Raw genomic sequence first — 16911 nt, forward strand, 5'->3', positions numbered from 1 at the left:
CCTGATTATCGATTGTTTTGTGCTGAGCCCTGATTGCGTTTAGACGCATCCGGAACCAGACGATAAAAGGTTTCGCCCGGCTTAGTCATACTGAGTTCATTGCGCGCGCGTTCCTCAATCGCCTCCTGGCCGCCATTGAGGTCATCAATTTCAGCAAAGAGTTGATCGTTTCGCGCCTTAAGTTTGGCATTAGTTGCCTGCTGAGCCGCGACGTCATCGCTCACCCGGCTGTAGTCGTGCAGTCCGTTCTTACCGAACCACAGCGAATATTGCAGCCAGACCAGCAAAGCCAGCAACAGCAGCGTTAGTTTACCCATCCTGCCCCCTGAAAAAACGGCATCATCATCCCATAACTTTCCGTTCGACTCTACTGCGGGGTTTTAATTATGTCGCAAGTTAGCCCATCAGCCATAAAAACAGCAGGCCAAAGATGGCGACAACGGTGGCAATCGTGATAACCGTACTGTACAGGAGCCTGCCGTTGAAAAGGGAGTGCAGCGCAACCCCTACAACGACCGCAACGGGCATTAGCGCCAGGAAGAAGGGCCAGGTGTAGAGAAAGAAGAAAAGGGTGTTACCACCGTAGATCAAAAACGGGATACCCAGCGCCAGTAACCACGACGCAAAGCCGACTATCGCCCCAGGGAAGGACCAGGTCGTCTCATCGTCGGTGGTTAACGGTTCCGACCCGGTGGTGATAATGTAGTTTTCACTGTTGCGCATAGCTAATCCTGTGACCGTGACTCATCGTGCGGGAAGACAGCTCCCGAACGATACCGCCTCAGGATCTGATAATATCGTCCCGTCTGAGCAGGTCTAATAATTGGCTTACTAAATTTGTTACCAATTGTTGACCTTCCAGGTGAATCTCAGGCGATTCAGGCGCTTCGTAAACCGAGTCAATTCCGGTGAAGTTCCGCAGCTCGCCGGCACGCGCTTTTTTGTACAACCCTTTCGGGTCGCGCGCTTCACAGATCTCCAGCGGCGTATCGACAAACACTTCAATAAAGCGATCCTGGCCCACGCGCTCGCGCACCATCTGGCGCTCGGCGCGGTGCGGCGAGATAAACGCCGTCAGCACCACCAGCCCGGCGTCTGCCATCAGGCTGGCAACTTCACCTACCCGGCGAATGTTCTCTTTGCGGTCGTCGTCGCTGAACCCCAAATCGCTGCACAGGCCGTGACGCACGTTGTCGCCATCCAGCAGGTAGGTACTTACTCCCTGCTGATGCAGCGCCTCTTCCAGCGCGCCCGCTACCGTGGATTTACCGGAGCCAGACAGCCCGGTAAACCACAGCACAACCCCACGGTGGCCGTGGAGCTGTTCGCGCTGGGCGACGGTGACCGGATGAGGATGCCAGACGACGTTCTCATCATGGGCGGCCATTACTTGCCTCCCAGCAGATCGCGGGCGCCCCAGTGCGGGAAGTGCTTACGCACCAGCGCGTTAAGCTCCAGCTCGAAGGCGCTGAATTCAGAGGCCGCGGTCGCCTGCTCGTTTGGCTCACGCACCATCCCCGCGCCGACGGTAACGTTCGTCAGACGGTCGATAAAGATCAGCCCCCCGGTTACCGGGTTCTGCTGATACGGATCCAGCACCAGCGGCTCGTCGAAGGTCAGATCCACCAGGCCAATACCGTTCAGCGGCAGCTCGCTCACGTCTCGATGGGTCAGGTTGTTGATGTCCACCTGGAACTGAATGCCGTCCACGCGGGCGCGGGTTTTCTTGCCCGCAATTTTGATGTCGTAGCTCTGTCCGGCGGTCAGCGGCTGTTCGGCCATCCACACCACGTCCACGGACGCGCCCTGCACCGCCGCCAGCGTCTCCTGCGCGTCGACCAGCAGGTCACCGCGGCTGATATCAATTTCGTCCTTCAGCACCAGCGTGACCGCTTCCCCTGCCCCGGCTTCCTGCAGGTCGCCGTCGAACGTCACGATGCGAGCGATTGCCGACTCCACGCCGGATGGTAGCACCTTAACGCGCTGCCCCACCTTCACGGAACCGGAGGCGATCGTGCCGGAGAAGCCGCGGAAATCAAGGTTAGGACGGTTCACGTACTGCACCGGGAAGCGCATTGGCTGGGTATCAACCACGCGCTGGATCTCAACGGTCTCCAGCACTTCCAGCAGCGTCGGGCCGCTATACCACGGCATGTTCGCGCTCTGGGAAGCGACGTTATCCCCTTCCAGCGCGGAGAGCGGCACAAAGCGAATATCCAGGTTGCCCGGCAGCTGTTCGGCAAAGGTCAGGTAGCTCTGGCGGATCTCCTCGAATTTCTCTTCGCTGAAGTTGACCAGATCCATCTTGTTGACCGCCACCACCAGGTGTTTGATCCCAAGCAGCGTGGAGATAAAGCTGTGGCGACGGGTTTGATCCAGCACGCCTTTACGCGCGTCCATCAGCAGGATCGCCAGATCGCAGGTGGATGCGCCGGTCGCCATATTGCGGGTGTACTGCTCGTGTCCCGGGGTGTCGGCGATAATAAATTTGCGCTTTTCGGTAGAGAAATAGCGATAGGCCACGTCGATGGTGATCCCCTGCTCGCGCTCCGCCTGCAGGCCGTCCACCAGCAGCGCCAGGTCGAGTTTTTCGCCCTGGGTGCCGTGACGCTTGCTGTCGTTATGCAGAGAAGAGAGCTGATCTTCATAAATCTGACGCGTGTCGTGCAGCAGGCGGCCAATCAGGGTACTTTTCCCGTCATCCACGCTGCCGCAGGTCAGAAAGCGCAGCAGGCTTTTGTGCTGCTGGGCGTGCAGATACGCTTCTACGCCGCCTTCGTTGGCAATTTGTTGAGCAATAGTGGTGTTCATGGCGGCTCCTTAGAAATAACCCTGACGTTTCTTCAGCTCCATGGAGCCTGCCTGGTCGCGGTCAATCACGCGCCCCTGTCGCTCGCTGGTGGTGGACACCAGCATCTCTTCGATGATCTCCGGCAGCGTCTGCGCGTTCGATTCCACCGCGCCGGTCAGCGGCCAGCAGCCGAGGGTGCGGAAACGCACCATCTGTTTTTTGATCACTTCACCCGGCTGTAAATCAATACGATCGTCGTCGATCATCATCAGCATGCCGTCGCGCTCCAGCACCGGGCGCTCGGCGGCCAGGTACAGCGGCACAATCTCAATATTTTCCAGATAGATGTACTGCCAGATATCCAGCTCGGTCCAGTTAGAGAGCGGGAAGACGCGAATGCTTTCGCCCTTGTTGATCTGGCCGTTGTAGTTGTGCCACAGCTCCGGGCGCTGGTTTTTCGGATCCCAGCGGTGGAAGCGGTCACGGAAAGAGTAGATACGCTCTTTGGCGCGGGATTTTTCCTCGTCGCGGCGCGCGCCGCCGAAGGCCGCGTCAAAACCGTATTTGTTCAGCGCCTGCTTCAGCCCTTCGGTTTTCATGATGTCGGTATGCTTGGCGCTGCCGTGGACGAACGGGTTAATGCCCATCGCCACCCCTTCGGGGTTTTTATGCACCAGCAGCTCGCAGCCGTAGGCTTTCGCGGTACGGTCGCGGAACTCGTACATCTCGCGGAATTTCCAGCCGGTATCCACGTGCAGCAGCGGGAACGGCAGCGTGCCCGGATAAAACGCTTTACGCGCCAGGTGCAGCATGACGCTGGAATCTTTACCGATGGAGTACATCATCACCGGGTTAGAGAACTCGGCGGCCACTTCGCGGATAATATGGATACTTTCCGCTTCGAGCTGCCGCAGGTGAGTAAGTCGTTTTTGGTCCATAACCGTTCCTTAAGCCAAATTTACAACAGAAGAACCAAAGCCTTCTGTATCGGTTGTGTGTTGGAACCAGGCGAGGGTGCTGTGCAGCTGCACCACCTCTCCCACCACGATCAGGGCGGGCATCGGGGCGTCTTTCGCCAGGGTTGCAAGGTCTTGTAATGTGCCGATAGCGACATGCTGATCGACGCGCGTACCGCGAGAGATCACGGCTACCGGCGTCGCCGCCTCGCGACCGTGCTGAATAAGCTGTTCGCTGATGTCTGCGGCCTTCATCGTGCCCATATAGATCGCCAGCGTTTGTCGGCTCTGGGCAAGGTGCGACCAGTCGAACGGCGTGCTGTCGGCCTTGTAGTGGCCGGTCACAAAGGTGACGCTCTGGGCGTAATCGCGGTGGGTCAGCGGAATTCCGGCGTAGGCCGTCACGGCCGATGCCGCCGTGATGCCGGGCACCACCTGGAACGGCACGCCCGCCTCGGCTGCCGCCTGCAGTTCTTCACCGCCGCGACCGAAAATGAACGGGTCGCCCCCTTTCAGGCGCACCACGGTTTTGCCCGCTTTCGCGGCGGCAATCAGCATCTGGTTGGTCTCGTGCTGCGGCACGGAGTGCTCGCCCGCCCGCTTGCCGACGCAGATTTGCTCAGCATCGCGACGGATCAGCTCGCGCACGCCGTCGGTGACCAGGTGGTCGTAGAACACCACGTCGGCATCCTGCAGAACCTGCAGGCCGCGCAGGGTCAGAAGCCCGGCATCGCCCGGCCCGGCCCCCACCAGAACGATCTCCCCGCCCGTACTGCCGGGGTTATCCAGTTCGTCTTCGAGAATTTTCTGCGCCGCCGTCTCATTGCCCGCCTGCATCAGGCTGGCAAAGCGGCCGCGAAATACGCGCTCCCAGAAGCGACGGCGTTCCGTCACGCTGGTCAGGCGGTTTTTTAAATGGTTGCGCCAGAAGCTGGCTTTCTCCGCCATGCGCCCGAGGCTGGTCGGCAACAGCGCTTCGATCTTTTCCCGCAGCACGCGCGCCAGCACCGGCGCGGTGCCGCCGGAGGAGATCGCCACCAGCAGCGGCGAGCGGTCAACGATCGACGGGAAGATAAACGAGCATAAAGGCTGGTCGTCCACCACGTTCACCAGCCGGTGACGGGCCTGGGCGGCTTCGGAGATACGCCGGTTCAGTTCCCGATTTTCAGTCGCCGCAATCACCAGCACCACGCTGTCGATTTGTGACTCGTCGAAATCCGCCTCTTCAACAACCCGCACCTGCGCCCCTGCGCGCTGCAAAAACGCGATTTTGCGATCGGCAATTTCACCCGTGCCGACAACCAGTACCGGTCGGTCTTTTAAGGCGGCAAAAAGGGGCAGATAGTCCACAGGCAACAACTCACTAACAACGAGGAATAGAGGGACTATAGGGGGCGGCTTAGATCGAATGAAATTACGAATTGGAATGAGTAGTTACTCAATGGAATAACGCCGTGAAAAAGCAAATACCAAAAAATGCTTAACACGCGAAATTTCGGGCATTTAAGAGCAATTCAAATTGTGTATGGACGATCACAGTTTCATACTATGCACGTTATTATTTTGCTCTGTTTTTAAGGACTCACTATGTTTTCCGCAACGCGCCACCGTATTGCTGCCCTGGCGCTCGGCGTTTGCTTTATCCTTCCGGCTCAGGCAAAAAATCAACCTTATGGTGAAATCGCCACTATGCAGGCGCGGCATATTGCAACGGTTTTCCCTGGCCGCATGACCGGTTCACCCGCGGAGATGCTCTCCGCCGACTATATTCGCCAGCAGTTTGCACAGATGGGCTACCAGAGTGATATACGCTCGTTTCACAGCCGCTACATCTATACCTCACGCAATAAAACGCAGAACTGGCATAACGTGACCGGCAGTACGGTGATTGCCGCGCACGAAGGAAAGGCGGCTGAGCAGATTATTATCATGGCGCACCTGGATACCTACGCGCCAATGAGCGACGCCGATATTGATAATAACCTTGGTGGACTGACGCTGCAGGGCATGGACGATAATGCAGCGGGTCTCGGCGTGATGCTTGAACTGGCTGAACGCCTTAAGAATATCCCGACGAAATACGGTATTCGCTTTGTGGCGACCAGCGGCGAAGAAGAAGGGAAACTCGGTGCTGAGAATCTCCTTAAACGGATGAGCGCTGAGGAGAAGAAAAATACGCTGCTGGTGATTAACCTCGATAACCTGATCGTGGGCGATAAGCTCTATTTTAACAGCGGACAGAGCACGCCGAGCAGCGTACGTAAGCTCACCCGCGACCGCGCGCTAGCGCTTGCCCGTACGCATGGCGTCTATGCCGCGACAAACCCAGGCGGTAACCCGGATTATCCAAAAGGCACTGGCTGTTGTAACGACGGAGAAGTGTTTGATAAGGCAGGCATTCCGGTGCTGTACGTCGAGGCGACGAACTGGGCGCTGGGAAAAAAGGATGGCTATCAGCAGCGCGCTAAATCGAAAGCGTTCCCGGACGGAACCAGCTGGCATGATGTGCGGCTGGATAACCAGCAGCATATAGACAGCGCCCTGCCGCAGCGGATTGAACACCGCAGCCGCGACGTGGTGAAAGTGATGCTGCCGCTGGTGAAGGAGCTGGCGAAAGCGGGGAAAGCCTGAGGCGTTAAGCATAGCGCGGCCTGATGCCCTCACCCCAACCCTCTCCCACCGGGAGAGGGAGGATAAAGGATCACCCTTCGTGCAGCCCGCACTCGCGCTTCAACCCAAAGAATCGCGTCTCTTCTTCCGCCATTCCCGGTTCCCATTTGCGCGTGGTGTGGGTGTCGCCCACGGACAGGTAGCCCTGGTCCCACAGCGGATGGTACTTCAGCCCGTGTTTTTGCAGGTACTGATACACCGTGCGGTTATCCCAGTCGATAATCGGCAGCACTTTGAACACGCCGCGCTGTACCGCCAGTACCGGTAAGGTTGCACGGCTCCCGGACTGCTCGCGGCGAAGACCGGCAAACCACGTCTGCGCGTTCAGCTCTTTCAGCGCCCGGTCCATCGGCTCGACTTTGTTGATCTCATTGTATTTCTCAATGCCCTCAACGCCCTGCTCCCACAGCTTGCCGTAGCGCGCCTCCTGCCAGGCCGCGCTTTCCGTTGCGCGGTAGACTTTGAGGTTCAGCCTGAGCTTGTCCGTCAGCTCGTCAATAAACTGGTAGGTTTCCGGGAACAGGTAGCCGGTATCGGTGAGGATCACCGGAATGTCCGGACGGATCTGATTCACCAGATGCAGGCTGACCGCCGCCTGAATGCCAAAGCTCGACGAGAGCACATAGTCTCCCGGCAGGTTTTCCAGCGCCCACGCCACGCGCCCTTCGGCGTCCAGCTTTTCAAGGTGGGCGTTAGTTTCTGCCAAGGCCAGAATGCGTTCGACTTTTGGCAGGTCATTAAGGGCGTTTAGATCGAGTACGGACATAATTACCTCTCGTGGTTACTCCCAGAAATCCCTTGCGGGATCGAGCACCGGGCGAATGATGCCCGCACGCACCGTAAAATCGCCGAAGCCTTCACCCGCTTCGCGCTCTTTCGCCCAGCGCCCGACAAGCTCGTCGATAGAATCAAGAATTTCCGGCTCGGTGATGTTCTCGCGGAACATGCGCGGAATGCGCGTGCCGATACGGTTACCGCCCAGGTGCAGGTTATAGCGACCCGGCGCTTTCCCCACCAGCCCCAGCTCGGCCAGCATCGCGCGACCGCAGCCGTTCGGGCAGCCGGTGACGCGCATAACAATATGCTCGTCCGGAATACCGTGTTTTTCCAGAATCGCTTCCACTTTGTCAGTAAATGACGGCAGGAAACGTTCCGCTTCCGCCATCGCCAGCGGGCAGGTCGGGAACGACACGCAGGCCATCGAGTTTTCACGCTGCGGCTTAACCGCATCCATTAACCCGTGATCGCGCGCCAGCTTCTCGATCTTCGCCTTCTGGCTCTCCGGCACGCCGGCAATGATGAGGTTCTGGTTGGCGGTAATGCGGAATTCGCCTTTGTGGATCTTCGCAATTTCCAGCAGACCGGTTTTCAGCGGACGGCCCGGATAATCCAGAATACGGCCGTTTTCGATAAACAGCGTCAGGTGCCATTTATTATCAATACCTTTCACCCAGCCAATGCGATCGCCGCGACCGGTGAATTCGTAAGGGCGGATCGGCTCAAACTTGATCCCCGCGCGACGCTCCACTTCCTCTTTGAACGTCTCTACCCCCACGCGCTCCAGGGTGTACTTGGTTTTCGCGTTTTTACGGTCGGTACGGTTGCCCCAGTCGCGCTGGGTGGTCACTACCGCTTCCGCCACGGCCAGCGTGTGCTCCAGCGGCAGGAAGCCGAACTCGCTCGCGGTGCGGGCGTAGGTTTTCTTGTTACCGTGCTCAATAGACAGGCCGCCGCCCACCAGCAGGTTAAAGCCAATCAGCTTGCCGTTTTCGGCAATCGCCACGAAGTTCATGTCGTTGGCGTGCAGATCGATGTCGTTCTGCGGCGGGATCACCACCGTGGTTTTGAACTTACGCGGCAGGTAGGTCTGACCGAGGATCGGTTCTTCATCAGTGGTCGCAACTTTTTCCTGATCGAGCCAGATCTCCGCATAGGCGCGGGTGCGCGGCAGCAGATGCTCGGAGATCTTCTTCGCCCACTCATAGGCTTCAGCGTGCAGCTCGGACTCATACGGGTTCGAGGTGCAGAGCACGTTACGGTTCATGTCGTTGGCGGTCGCCAGCGCGTCCAGCCCGACGGAGTGGAGCATCTGGTGCACCGGCTTCACGTTCTTCTTCAGGATCCCGTGGAACTGGAAGGTCTGACGGTTGGTCAGACGAATGCTGCCATAAATGGTGTTTTCACCCGCAAATTTGTCGATGGCCTGCCACTGTTTGGTGGTGATCACCCCGCCCGGCAGGCGGCAGCGCAGCAGCATCGCGTGGCGCGGCTCCAGCTTCTGTTCAGCGCGCTCGGCGCGGATATCACGGTCGTCCTGCTGATACATGCCGTGGAAACGGATCAGCAGGAAGTTGTCGCCTTTGAAGCCGCCGGTGAGACCGTCATTCAGATCTTCAGCAATGGTGCCGCGCAGATAGTTGCTTTCCAGCTTCATGCGCTCGGCGTCTGTCAGTTTACCTTCGACCACCAGTGGCCCTGGATGTTTTTCGCTCATTAGTAGACATCTCGCTGATAACGGCGCTCAACGCGCAGCTCACTTAAAAATTCATCCGCCGTTTCGGCATCCATACCGCCGAACTCGGCAATCACTTCCAGCAGTGCCTGCTCAACGTCTTTCGCCATGCGATTGGCGTCGCCGCAGACATAAATGTGGGCACCGTCATTGATCCAGCGCCACAGCTCTGCGCCCTGTTCGCGCAGTTTGTCTTGTACGTATACTTTTTCTTTCTGGTCGCGGGACCAGGCCAGGTCGATGCGGGTCAGCACGCCCTCTTTGACGTAGCGCTGCCACTCAACCTGGTAGAGGAAATCTTCGGTAAAGTGCGGGTTGCCGAAGAACAGCCAGTTTTTACCCGGCGCGTCGTCCGCCGCGCGCTGCTGCATAAAGGCGCGGAACGGCGCGATGCCGGTGCCCGGGCCAATCATGATCACCGGGGTTTCCGGGTTCGCCGGCAGGCGGAAGTTGTCGTTGTGCTCGATAAAGACGCGCACTTCGCCCTCTTCTTCTACGCGGTCCGCCAGGAAGCTTGATGCCCCACCCGCGCGGGCGCGGCCTTCGACGTCGTAGCGCACCACGCCGACGGTAACGTGAACCTCGCTTTCCACTTCCGCCTGGGAAGAGGCGATGGAGTACAGGCGCGGGGTCAGCGGACGCAGCAGGCCGATCAGCGCGTCGGCATCCAGCTGTGCCGGAGAGAAACGCACCATATCAACAATCGGCGTCGTCGCGGCGTAATGCTGCAGCTTCGCCTTATCGCCCACCAGCGGCAGCAGGGATTCGCTGCGCGTTAAGGTGGCATAATTTTCGACGATATTCGGGGTGTTCACCGTCAGCTCGAAATGCCACTGCAGCGCCTCGGAGAGCGGCAGCGTTTTGCCGTCCACGGTGACAGGTTCATCGCCCTTCAGCCACAGCAGCTCGACCAGCTCTTTCACCAGCGCCGGATCGTTCTGATACCAGACGCCCAGGGCATCGCCGGGCTGATAGCGCAGGCCGGAGTCGCCAAGATCGATTTCAATATGGCGCACGTCTTTTTCCGAGTCGCGGCCCGTAATTTTCTGGTTCACCGACAGGCTCGCCGTCAGCGGCGACTCTTTGGTGTAAGGGCTGGTGTGGATCTCATTGACGGTGCCCGCAGCGGTCACCGCGGCCTGCGCCGGCGTCTCTTTCGGGACGCGGGCTTTCAACACCTCAACGATGCGCGCGCGCCATTCGGCGGCGGCGGTCTGGTATTCCACATCCGCGTCTACGCGGTCCAGCAGGCGCTCAGCGCCAAGCTCCGCCAGCTTGCTGTCGAAGTCTTTACCGGACTGGCAGAAGAATTCATAGGAGGTATCCCCCAGGCCAAATACGGCAAACGCCGTGCCATTCAGCTTGGGTGCTTTTTTCGAAAACAGGAACTTATGCAGCGCCACCGCTTCTTCAGCAGGTTCACCTTCACCCTGGGTCGAGGCGACCACCACCAGCAGTTTTTCTGACGCGATTTGCTTGAATTTATAATCCCCGGCGTTGACCAGGTTCACGTTCAGTTTGGCGGCCAGCAGGTCATCACGCAGCGCTTCGGCCACGCGGCGGGCGTTGCCCGTCTGCGACGCGCTGATCAGCGTAATGGCAGGAATTTCCACGGCCGTTGCCGGTGCGCCTGCCACAGCGCCAGGCTGCTGGTTGAGCATTCCCCAGAAATAACCGGAGACCCAGGCAAGCTGAGTGGGAGAAAAATCAGAGGTGGCAGCCTGAAGGCGCGCCAGTTGCTCCGGGTTCAGGGGAAGCAAATTTGAAGGTGGGGCCTGTGTTGTCATGCGTCGTTATGTTCCAGTAGCCAAGCGGACTTTAAGCGAATAAATCCAAACTGAAGATAAGGTTAACGGCGTGGATAATAACAATTAAAGAAGGGATGGAAATAATAAATAACCAAATGGACTAACCTGTTTTAGTTATCGTTGTTAGCGATAAAAACGATTGAATAACCATTTGAAATAAAAGAATAAAAAGCAATAACCCTCCTGAATACCGGGCGTTCACCATTCAGAGCCGTTTTAGTTAATGCTAAAAATTGTGCTTTCCGGTACTATGCGGCGGTTTTTTCCGCATTACTGAGAGCGATCATGTCCACCACACTGTTTAAAGATTTCACCTTCGAAGCCGCCCACCACCTTCCGCATGTGCCTGAAGGACATAAATGCGGCCGCCTGCACGGGCATTCGTTCATGGTGCGTCTTGAGATCACCGGTGAAGTTGATCCGCATACCGGTTGGATCATGGATTTTGCCGAACTGAAGGCCGCGTTTAAGCCGACCTACGATCGTCTGGATCACTACTATCTCAATGATATTCCGGGCCTGGAAAACCCGACCAGCGAAGTGCTGGCTAAATGGATTTGGGATCAGATGAAGCCGCTGGTACCGCTGCTGAGCGCGGTGATGATCAAAGAGACCTGCACGGCAGGCTGCGTGTATCGCGGAGAGTAAAAAAATAGCCCGGCAAGACCGGGCATTTTTTTAGGCAATATTCAGGTACTTGTGCGTCTGCATCGACAGGCGCCAGTTGCGCGCAATGCAGGTTTCAATGCACAGGCGCGTCGCATCCTCTTTTTGGCTTATCGGCTGCAGGGCGATGACCCGCTGCTTCTCATCCGTCAGCGTCGCCAGCAGTTCGTCCAGCGCTTCGATATCGCGCACGCGCCCTACCGGGTGCTTAATTTCATCCGCGCGCTCCAGCGCCTGAGACAGCACGTCGTATCCGCCGCGCATATTCACTTTTGGCGATACCGTCACCCATGTGGTGTGCGAGCAGCGCACTTCATGGGTGCCGCTGGTTTCAATCTGGCAGCTGTAGCCGTTCTTTTCGAGCAGCTCGGTCAGCGGCGTCAGATCGTGAATGCAGGGTTCTCCGCCGGTGATGACGACGTGGCGAGCCGTCCAGCCCTGGCGACCAATAATGGCCAGCAGATCTTCTGCGCTGCCCGCGCCCCACTTATCGCTCTCTTTGGTTTTTGCCAGAATGCTAAACAGCGACACTTCCCGATCTGCGAGCTTATCCCACGTATGTTTGGTATCACACCAGGCACAGCCAACCGGGCATCCCTGTAAACGAATAAAGATAGCGGGAACGCCGGTAAAGTAACCCTCGCCTTGCAGGGTCTGGAACATCTCGTTAATCGGGTACTGCATAGTCATCTCAGTAAAGGGGATAAACGATAAGTATCGCAGATCCCCGTCGGATGGTCATGCTCCATCGGTGCTTTGCGCGCTAATCGCCGCCATAAAGCGCGCGGTAATTTGCTGTGGACGGGTGATCGCCCCGCCGACAACGACCGTATGCGCGCCCAGCGCCAGACAGCGGGCCGCGCGATCGGGCGTATCCACGTTCCCTTCGGCAACCACGGGGACCGTCACGGCCGCCAGCACCGCTTTCAGGAACGCACAGTCATTTTCCGGAAGCGAATGGCCCGCCGTTTCCGCCGTGTAGCCGTAAAGCGTGGTGCCGACGCAGTCAAAGCCGAGCGCCTGCGCCGCCACGGCTTCGTCTACGGTGGAAATATCCGCCATCAGCAGTACCGAGGGGTAACGCGAGCGGATGGCCGTGACCAGTTTTTCCAGGGATTCCCCACCGGGACGTTTCCGCGCCGTCGCATCAAGGGCAATGATTTCCGGCGAGACGGCCATGAGCTCATCCACCTCTTTCATCGTGGCGGTGATAAACACCTCGCTCCCTGGATAGTCACGTTTGATGATGCCGATAACCGGTAAGGACACCTGCTGCTTAATGGCCTCGATATCCACCACGCTGTTGGCGCGAATGGCGACGGCTCCGCCCTGCGCCGCCGCCAGCGCCATTCGCGACATGATAAACGGGCTGTGCAGCGGTTCGTTTTCCAGCGCCTGACAGGAGACGACCAGTTTTCCCTTCAGGTTATCCAGTACAGTTTTCATTACGATAAAATCTCTTCCACTTCGTTTTTGATAATCGTGACGTGCGGGCCATAAATGACCTGTACACCGTTACCGCGCACGATAACGCCGCGCGCGCCGGTGGCTTTCAGCGCCGCGTCATTCACTTTGCTGCCGTCTTTGACCGTCACGCGAAGCCGCGTGGCGCAGCAGTCCACCTCTTCCAGATTCTCTTTTCCGCCTAACCCGGCGATCACCGCCGCAGCGCGCTCGCTTTGCGGCAGGCTGACGTCATCAACCATCGCCTCCTTTTCACGGCCCGGCGTGGCGAAATCAAAGCGGTTAATCAGATAGCGGAAGGTGAAGTAGTAGAGGAAGAACCACGGCACGCCGACCAGCGGAACGAACATCCAGTTGGTTTTGGCCTCCCCCTGCAAAATGCCGAACAGCACGAAGTCGATAAAGCCGCCGGAGAAGGTCTGCCCGATGGTGATGTGCAGCATGTGCGCGAGCATAAACGCCAGCCCGTCAAACAGCGCATGAATGACGTAGAGCACCGGAGCAATAAACAGGAAAGAGAACTCAATAGGCTCGGTAATTCCCGTCAGGAACGAGGTTAACGCCGCGGAGAGCAGCAGCCCGGCAACGCGCTTTTTGTTCTCCGGTTTTGCCGTGTGGTACATCGCCAGGCACGCGCCGAGCAGGCCAAACATCATCGTGATAAAGCGCCCGGACATGAAGCGCGACGTGCCCTCATAGAAGTGCTGCGTGTTCGGGTCGGCGAGCTGAGCAAAGAAGATCCGCTGCGTGCCCTCAACCAGATGGCCGTTTACAATCTCGCTGCCGCCGAGCGCGGTGGTCCAGAACGGCAGATAAAAGATGTGGTGCAGACCGAACGGGCCAAGCATGCGCAAAATAAAGCCGTACAGCAGGGTGCCAAGATAACCAGTGGCATCCACCAGCCCGCCGAGACCAAAAATCAGCTTCTGGAAATGCGGCCAGACCACGGTCATAATCGCGCCAACGAGTATCGCCGCCAGCGAGCTGATGATAGGCACAAAGCGCGAGCCGCCAAAAAAGCCCAGGAACTGCGGAAGCGCAATCTTGTTAAAACGGTGGTGCAGCGTGCAGGTCACCAGACCAATCACCACGCCGCCAAACACCCCGGTTTCCAGCGTCTGAATCCCTAGCGTCATGCCCTGCCCCACGGCTCCGGGATTTTCCTGCGCCAGTTTGCCGGTGAGGATCAGCAGCGCGTTGATGGTGGCATTCATCACCAGAAACGCGAGTAGCGCCGCCAGCCCCGCCGTGCCCTTATCGCTTTTTGCCAGCCCGACGGCCACCCCAACCGCAAACAGCACCGAGAGGTTCGCAAATACAATTGAACCGGCGCTGCTCATGATGGTGAAAATGGCCTGCAGCCAGCTCACATCTAAAAACGGATAGGCCGCCAGCGTATTGGGGTTCGATAACGCCCCGCCGATACCGAGCAGCAGACCCGCCGCGGGCAGTACGGCGATAGGCAACATAAAGGATTTGCCAAAGCGCTGCGCTTTTTCAAACCATCCCCCCGACGAAGCGCCACTGAATATTTGCATCATTTTTTCATCCCCCCGTTAAAAGATGAAAATTTTTACCACGTAAATATTTAATAGTGAAAATTATCATCAAAAATCAGGAGGACGATCATACTTTTTTAAAATGACTGGCATCTTTCCCCCGCTTTCCGCCACACTAGTCGCAGTGAAACACATTAAGGACGTGGCATGTCGGACCATGAAAACCTGCTGCTGAAGCTCCGCCAGGAGGCTTCCGGGTACAGCCCAACGCAGCAAAAACTCGGCGAGTTTGTCCTCAGCGACCCTGCCCGGGTGCTCTACCTGACCATCACCGAGCTGGCGCGCGAGAGCCACACCAGCGAGGCCAGCGTGACGCGTCTTTGCCGGACGCTGGGCTGCAAGGGATATAACGAATTCAAAATGGCGCTGGCGCTGGATATTCAGCAGGGCCAGCCCGCGCGTCAGGCGGGGGATGAGATTGACAGCGTGGTGGATGAATCGGTGCAGGCTCTGCAGGATACCGCGAGACTCCTCGACCGCGCGCTGCTTGAAAAGGCCGCGCTGGCGCTGCACCAGGCGCAGTCCGTGCAGATTTATGGCGTCGCGGCCAGCGCGATCCTCGGGGAGTATCTGCATTACAAGCTATTAAGGCTGGGTAAATCCGCACAGCTGTTTAGCGATATGCACCGCGCGGCCATGAATGCGACCACGCTTTCGGCAGAGACGCTGGTGGTGGCGATCTCCAGCTCCGGTTCAACGCGAGATTTACTTCACGTGGTGAAACTTGCCCGCAAGCGCGGGGTGAAGGTTCTGGCGCTCAGCAATACCCCACGCAGCCCCCTCGCCTCCCTTAGCGATATGCTGCTGGTGGCCGCCAAGCCAGAAGGCCCTCTTAGCGCGGGCGCGCTCAATGCTAAAGTTGGGGTGATGCTGCTGGTCGAATTACTGACGACATCCATGATTGCGCTGGATGGTCATTACGCTGACGTCAGCCAGCAAACGGCCAGCGCCACGCTTCCTCTTCTGCTCTGAAAACCATTCGCAGGCTAAATAAAATAGCCTGCGCTTTATTTTTCTCAATTTTACTTAAACAAGGCTCAATTCATTTATTTGGTACACGTCTGGTGTAACAAAGTATTTTATTTATTACATTTTGAATTATGTTTTCCGCGCTACAACCAAAGATAAAAACACATAAAAATCATAGCATTGAAATAAAAATATTAATAAATTGAATTTTTCCACCTTCTGCAATGTCCAATATTTTCACCTGATTTCCTTTCCTTAAAATAAGCTTAAGACGCTGTCGGTCCCAGCGTTTAATTATTTAAATGCCGTTTACTTTTGCGCGCCTACAATCCGCCTCATCAATCATAATGAGACGGTAATAATGAAGATGTTATTAATTACAGGCGTGACCGGGTTTCTGGGCGGTGCAGTACTTGAAAAAATCCTGACCAGCGATCAATCCGTAAAACTCCTTTTACTCGCCCGCGCCGGCGATCCGCAAAGCGGACTGGCGCGCGTGCAGGAGAACATGCGTAAATTCAACGTTTCTGAGGAGAAACTGGCCTCACTGAGCGTGGAGAATATCCTCATCGGCGACCTCAGCCAGCCGGAGGCCTTTCTGAACGATCCCCGTCTGGACCAGGTTACGCATGTCGTTAACTGCGCGGCAGTTGCGTCATTTGGCAATAACCCGCTGATCTGGAAAGTAAACGTAGAAGGTACGCTAGCGCTGGCGCGCCGCATGGCGCAGGTCGCAGGGCTGCAGCGTTTCCTGCACGTAGGCACCGCAATGTCATGCACGCCGGAGCAGGATTCGCTGGTCGCCGAAAGTGCGGAATTCAGAGAAAACGCTGAGCACCTGGTGGAATATACGTATTCGAAGTCAACTATCGAACAGCTGATGCGTCAGGAGTGCCCTAACCTGCCGCTGCTCATCGCCCGTCCGTCCATCGTCGTCGGCCATACCCGCCACGGCTGCACGCCGTCGAGCAGCATCTTCTGGGTCTTTAGCATGGGCCTGATGCTGCAGAAGTTTATGTGCTCGATGGAAGACCGGATCGACGTTGTCCCGGTGGATTATTGCGCCGACGCGATGTTAATGCTGCTGAGCAGCAACGCGCGTCCGGGGGAAGTGGTACACATTTCTGCCGGGGAAGAGAACAGCGTTCGCTTTGCGGATATCGATCGGGCGATGGCGCAGGCGCTGGAGAAAGCGCCCGTTGGCGATAAGTACGCGCAGGTCAGCTACGAAACGCTGGTCAAAATGCGCCGTGAACTGAAAACCATTTTTGGCCCATGCAACGAACGTCTGATGCTGAGAGCGATGCGCTTATACGGTGCCTTTGCCACGCTGAACGTGCGCTTCAGCAACGATAAGCTGATCAGCATGGGGATGCCGAAGCCACCTCGTTTTACGGATTATATCGCCCGCTGCGTGCAAACCACCCGGGGACTGACCATTCCCGAGCAGATGGCGGTCGATTTTAAATAGCCAAAAAAAATGCCAGTCATTCGACTGGCATTTTCATGTTAAGGC

The 16911-nt window shown here is 57.3% G+C and carries 16 protein-coding genes; 4 read left to right on the top strand and 12 right to left on the bottom strand.

Annotation, left to right across the window (positions count from 1 at the left end; genetic code table 11):
- Positions 1 to 5 precede the first annotated feature (5 nt).
- From ftsB to cysG, 6 genes are all read right to left on the bottom strand, one after another.
- Positions 6 to 317, bottom strand: a complete 312-nt coding sequence (gene ftsB / locus UTO39_RS05855; protein ID WP_003862095.1) for a cell division protein FtsB — start codon at positions 315 to 317, stop codon at positions 6 to 8.
- Between the two features lie 79 nt (positions 318 to 396).
- Positions 397 to 723: a DUF3561 family protein gene (locus tag UTO39_RS05860; RefSeq protein WP_061097242.1), complete on the bottom strand. Its 327-nt coding sequence runs from the start codon at positions 721 to 723 to the stop codon at positions 397 to 399.
- A gap of 58 nt (positions 724 to 781) precedes the next feature.
- Complete coding sequence (cysC, locus tag UTO39_RS05865) at positions 782 to 1387, bottom strand: adenylyl-sulfate kinase (RefSeq protein ID WP_028014242.1); 606 nt, start codon at positions 1385 to 1387, stop codon at positions 782 to 784.
- Positions 1387 to 2811, bottom strand: a complete 1425-nt coding sequence (cysN, locus tag UTO39_RS05870; protein ID WP_061097241.1) for a sulfate adenylyltransferase subunit CysN — start codon at positions 2809 to 2811, stop codon at positions 1387 to 1389. The genes cysC and cysN overlap by 1 nt, the downstream gene beginning before the upstream one ends.
- 9 nt (positions 2812 to 2820) lie before the next feature.
- The gene (gene cysD / locus UTO39_RS05875) at positions 2821 to 3729 is read right to left on the bottom strand and encodes a sulfate adenylyltransferase subunit CysD (RefSeq protein WP_008499613.1); all 909 of its coding nucleotides are present in this window, start codon (positions 3727 to 3729) and stop codon (positions 2821 to 2823) included.
- A gap of 9 nt (positions 3730 to 3738) precedes the next feature.
- Positions 3739 to 5088, bottom strand: coding sequence for a siroheme synthase CysG (gene cysG / locus UTO39_RS05880; protein WP_320726869.1), 1350 nt, complete (start codon positions 5086 to 5088; stop codon positions 3739 to 3741).
- Between the two features lie 246 nt (positions 5089 to 5334).
- Between cysG and UTO39_RS05885 the strand changes: the two genes are divergently transcribed.
- On the top strand, positions 5335 to 6378 hold the full coding sequence (locus UTO39_RS05885) for an aminopeptidase (RefSeq protein WP_061097239.1): 1044 nt from the start codon (positions 5335 to 5337) through the stop codon (positions 6376 to 6378).
- 70 nt (positions 6379 to 6448) lie between these two features.
- Here the strand turns inward: UTO39_RS05885 and cysH are convergent, their stop codons facing one another.
- Genes cysH through cysJ form a run of 3 tightly spaced genes read right to left on the bottom strand, consistent with a single transcriptional unit; the run spans position 6449 to position 10716 of the window.
- Complete coding sequence (cysH, locus tag UTO39_RS05890; RefSeq protein WP_320726706.1) at positions 6449 to 7183, bottom strand: phosphoadenosine phosphosulfate reductase; 735 nt, start codon at positions 7181 to 7183, stop codon at positions 6449 to 6451.
- A gap of 15 nt (positions 7184 to 7198) precedes the next feature.
- Positions 7199 to 8911, bottom strand: coding sequence for an assimilatory sulfite reductase (NADPH) hemoprotein subunit (gene cysI / locus UTO39_RS05895; protein ID WP_023309000.1), 1713 nt, complete (start codon positions 8909 to 8911; stop codon positions 7199 to 7201).
- Positions 8911 to 10716 (bottom strand): NADPH-dependent assimilatory sulfite reductase flavoprotein subunit, encoded by a 1806-nt coding sequence (gene cysJ, locus UTO39_RS05900; RefSeq protein WP_061097237.1) that lies wholly within the window; start codon positions 10714 to 10716, stop codon positions 8911 to 8913. Before cysJ ends, cysI begins: the two co-directional genes overlap by 1 nt.
- A gap of 306 nt (positions 10717 to 11022) precedes the next feature.
- On the opposite strand from cysJ, the gene queD reads away from it, so the two are divergent.
- Positions 11023 to 11385, top strand: a complete 363-nt coding sequence (gene queD, locus UTO39_RS05905; protein WP_010434567.1) for a 6-carboxytetrahydropterin synthase QueD — start codon at positions 11023 to 11025, stop codon at positions 11383 to 11385.
- A 30-nt stretch (positions 11386 to 11415) separates the two neighbouring features.
- Here the strand turns inward: queD and queE are convergent, their stop codons facing one another.
- The 3 genes from queE to UTO39_RS05920 are packed head-to-tail and all read right to left on the bottom strand — an operon-like array spanning position 11416 to position 14408.
- Positions 11416 to 12087 (bottom strand): 7-carboxy-7-deazaguanine synthase QueE, encoded by a 672-nt coding sequence (queE, locus tag UTO39_RS05910; protein ID WP_028014249.1) that lies wholly within the window; start codon positions 12085 to 12087, stop codon positions 11416 to 11418.
- Between the two features lie 54 nt (positions 12088 to 12141).
- Entirely contained in the window at positions 12142 to 12849 is a 708-nt protein-coding gene (locus tag UTO39_RS05915) for an N-acetylmannosamine-6-phosphate 2-epimerase (RefSeq protein ID WP_320726707.1), read from the bottom strand.
- A complete protein-coding gene (locus UTO39_RS05920) occupies positions 12849 to 14408 on the bottom strand; it encodes a PTS transporter subunit EIIC (RefSeq protein WP_320726708.1) in 1560 nt (519 codons plus the stop codon). Before UTO39_RS05920 ends, UTO39_RS05915 begins: the two co-directional genes overlap by 1 nt.
- A gap of 165 nt (positions 14409 to 14573) precedes the next feature.
- Between UTO39_RS05920 and UTO39_RS05925 the strand changes: the two genes are divergently transcribed.
- A complete protein-coding gene (locus UTO39_RS05925; protein WP_028014252.1) occupies positions 14574 to 15398 on the top strand; it encodes a MurR/RpiR family transcriptional regulator in 825 nt (274 codons plus the stop codon).
- A 358-nt stretch (positions 15399 to 15756) separates the two neighbouring features.
- Complete coding sequence (locus UTO39_RS05930) at positions 15757 to 16866, top strand: SDR family oxidoreductase (protein WP_320726709.1); 1110 nt, start codon at positions 15757 to 15759, stop codon at positions 16864 to 16866.
- The last annotated feature ends 45 nt before the right edge of the window (positions 16867 to 16911 follow it).

Source organism: Enterobacter sp. 118C5, assembly GCF_034107645.1.
Classification (GTDB): Bacteria; Pseudomonadota; Gammaproteobacteria; order Enterobacterales; family Enterobacteriaceae; genus Enterobacter; species Enterobacter nematophilus.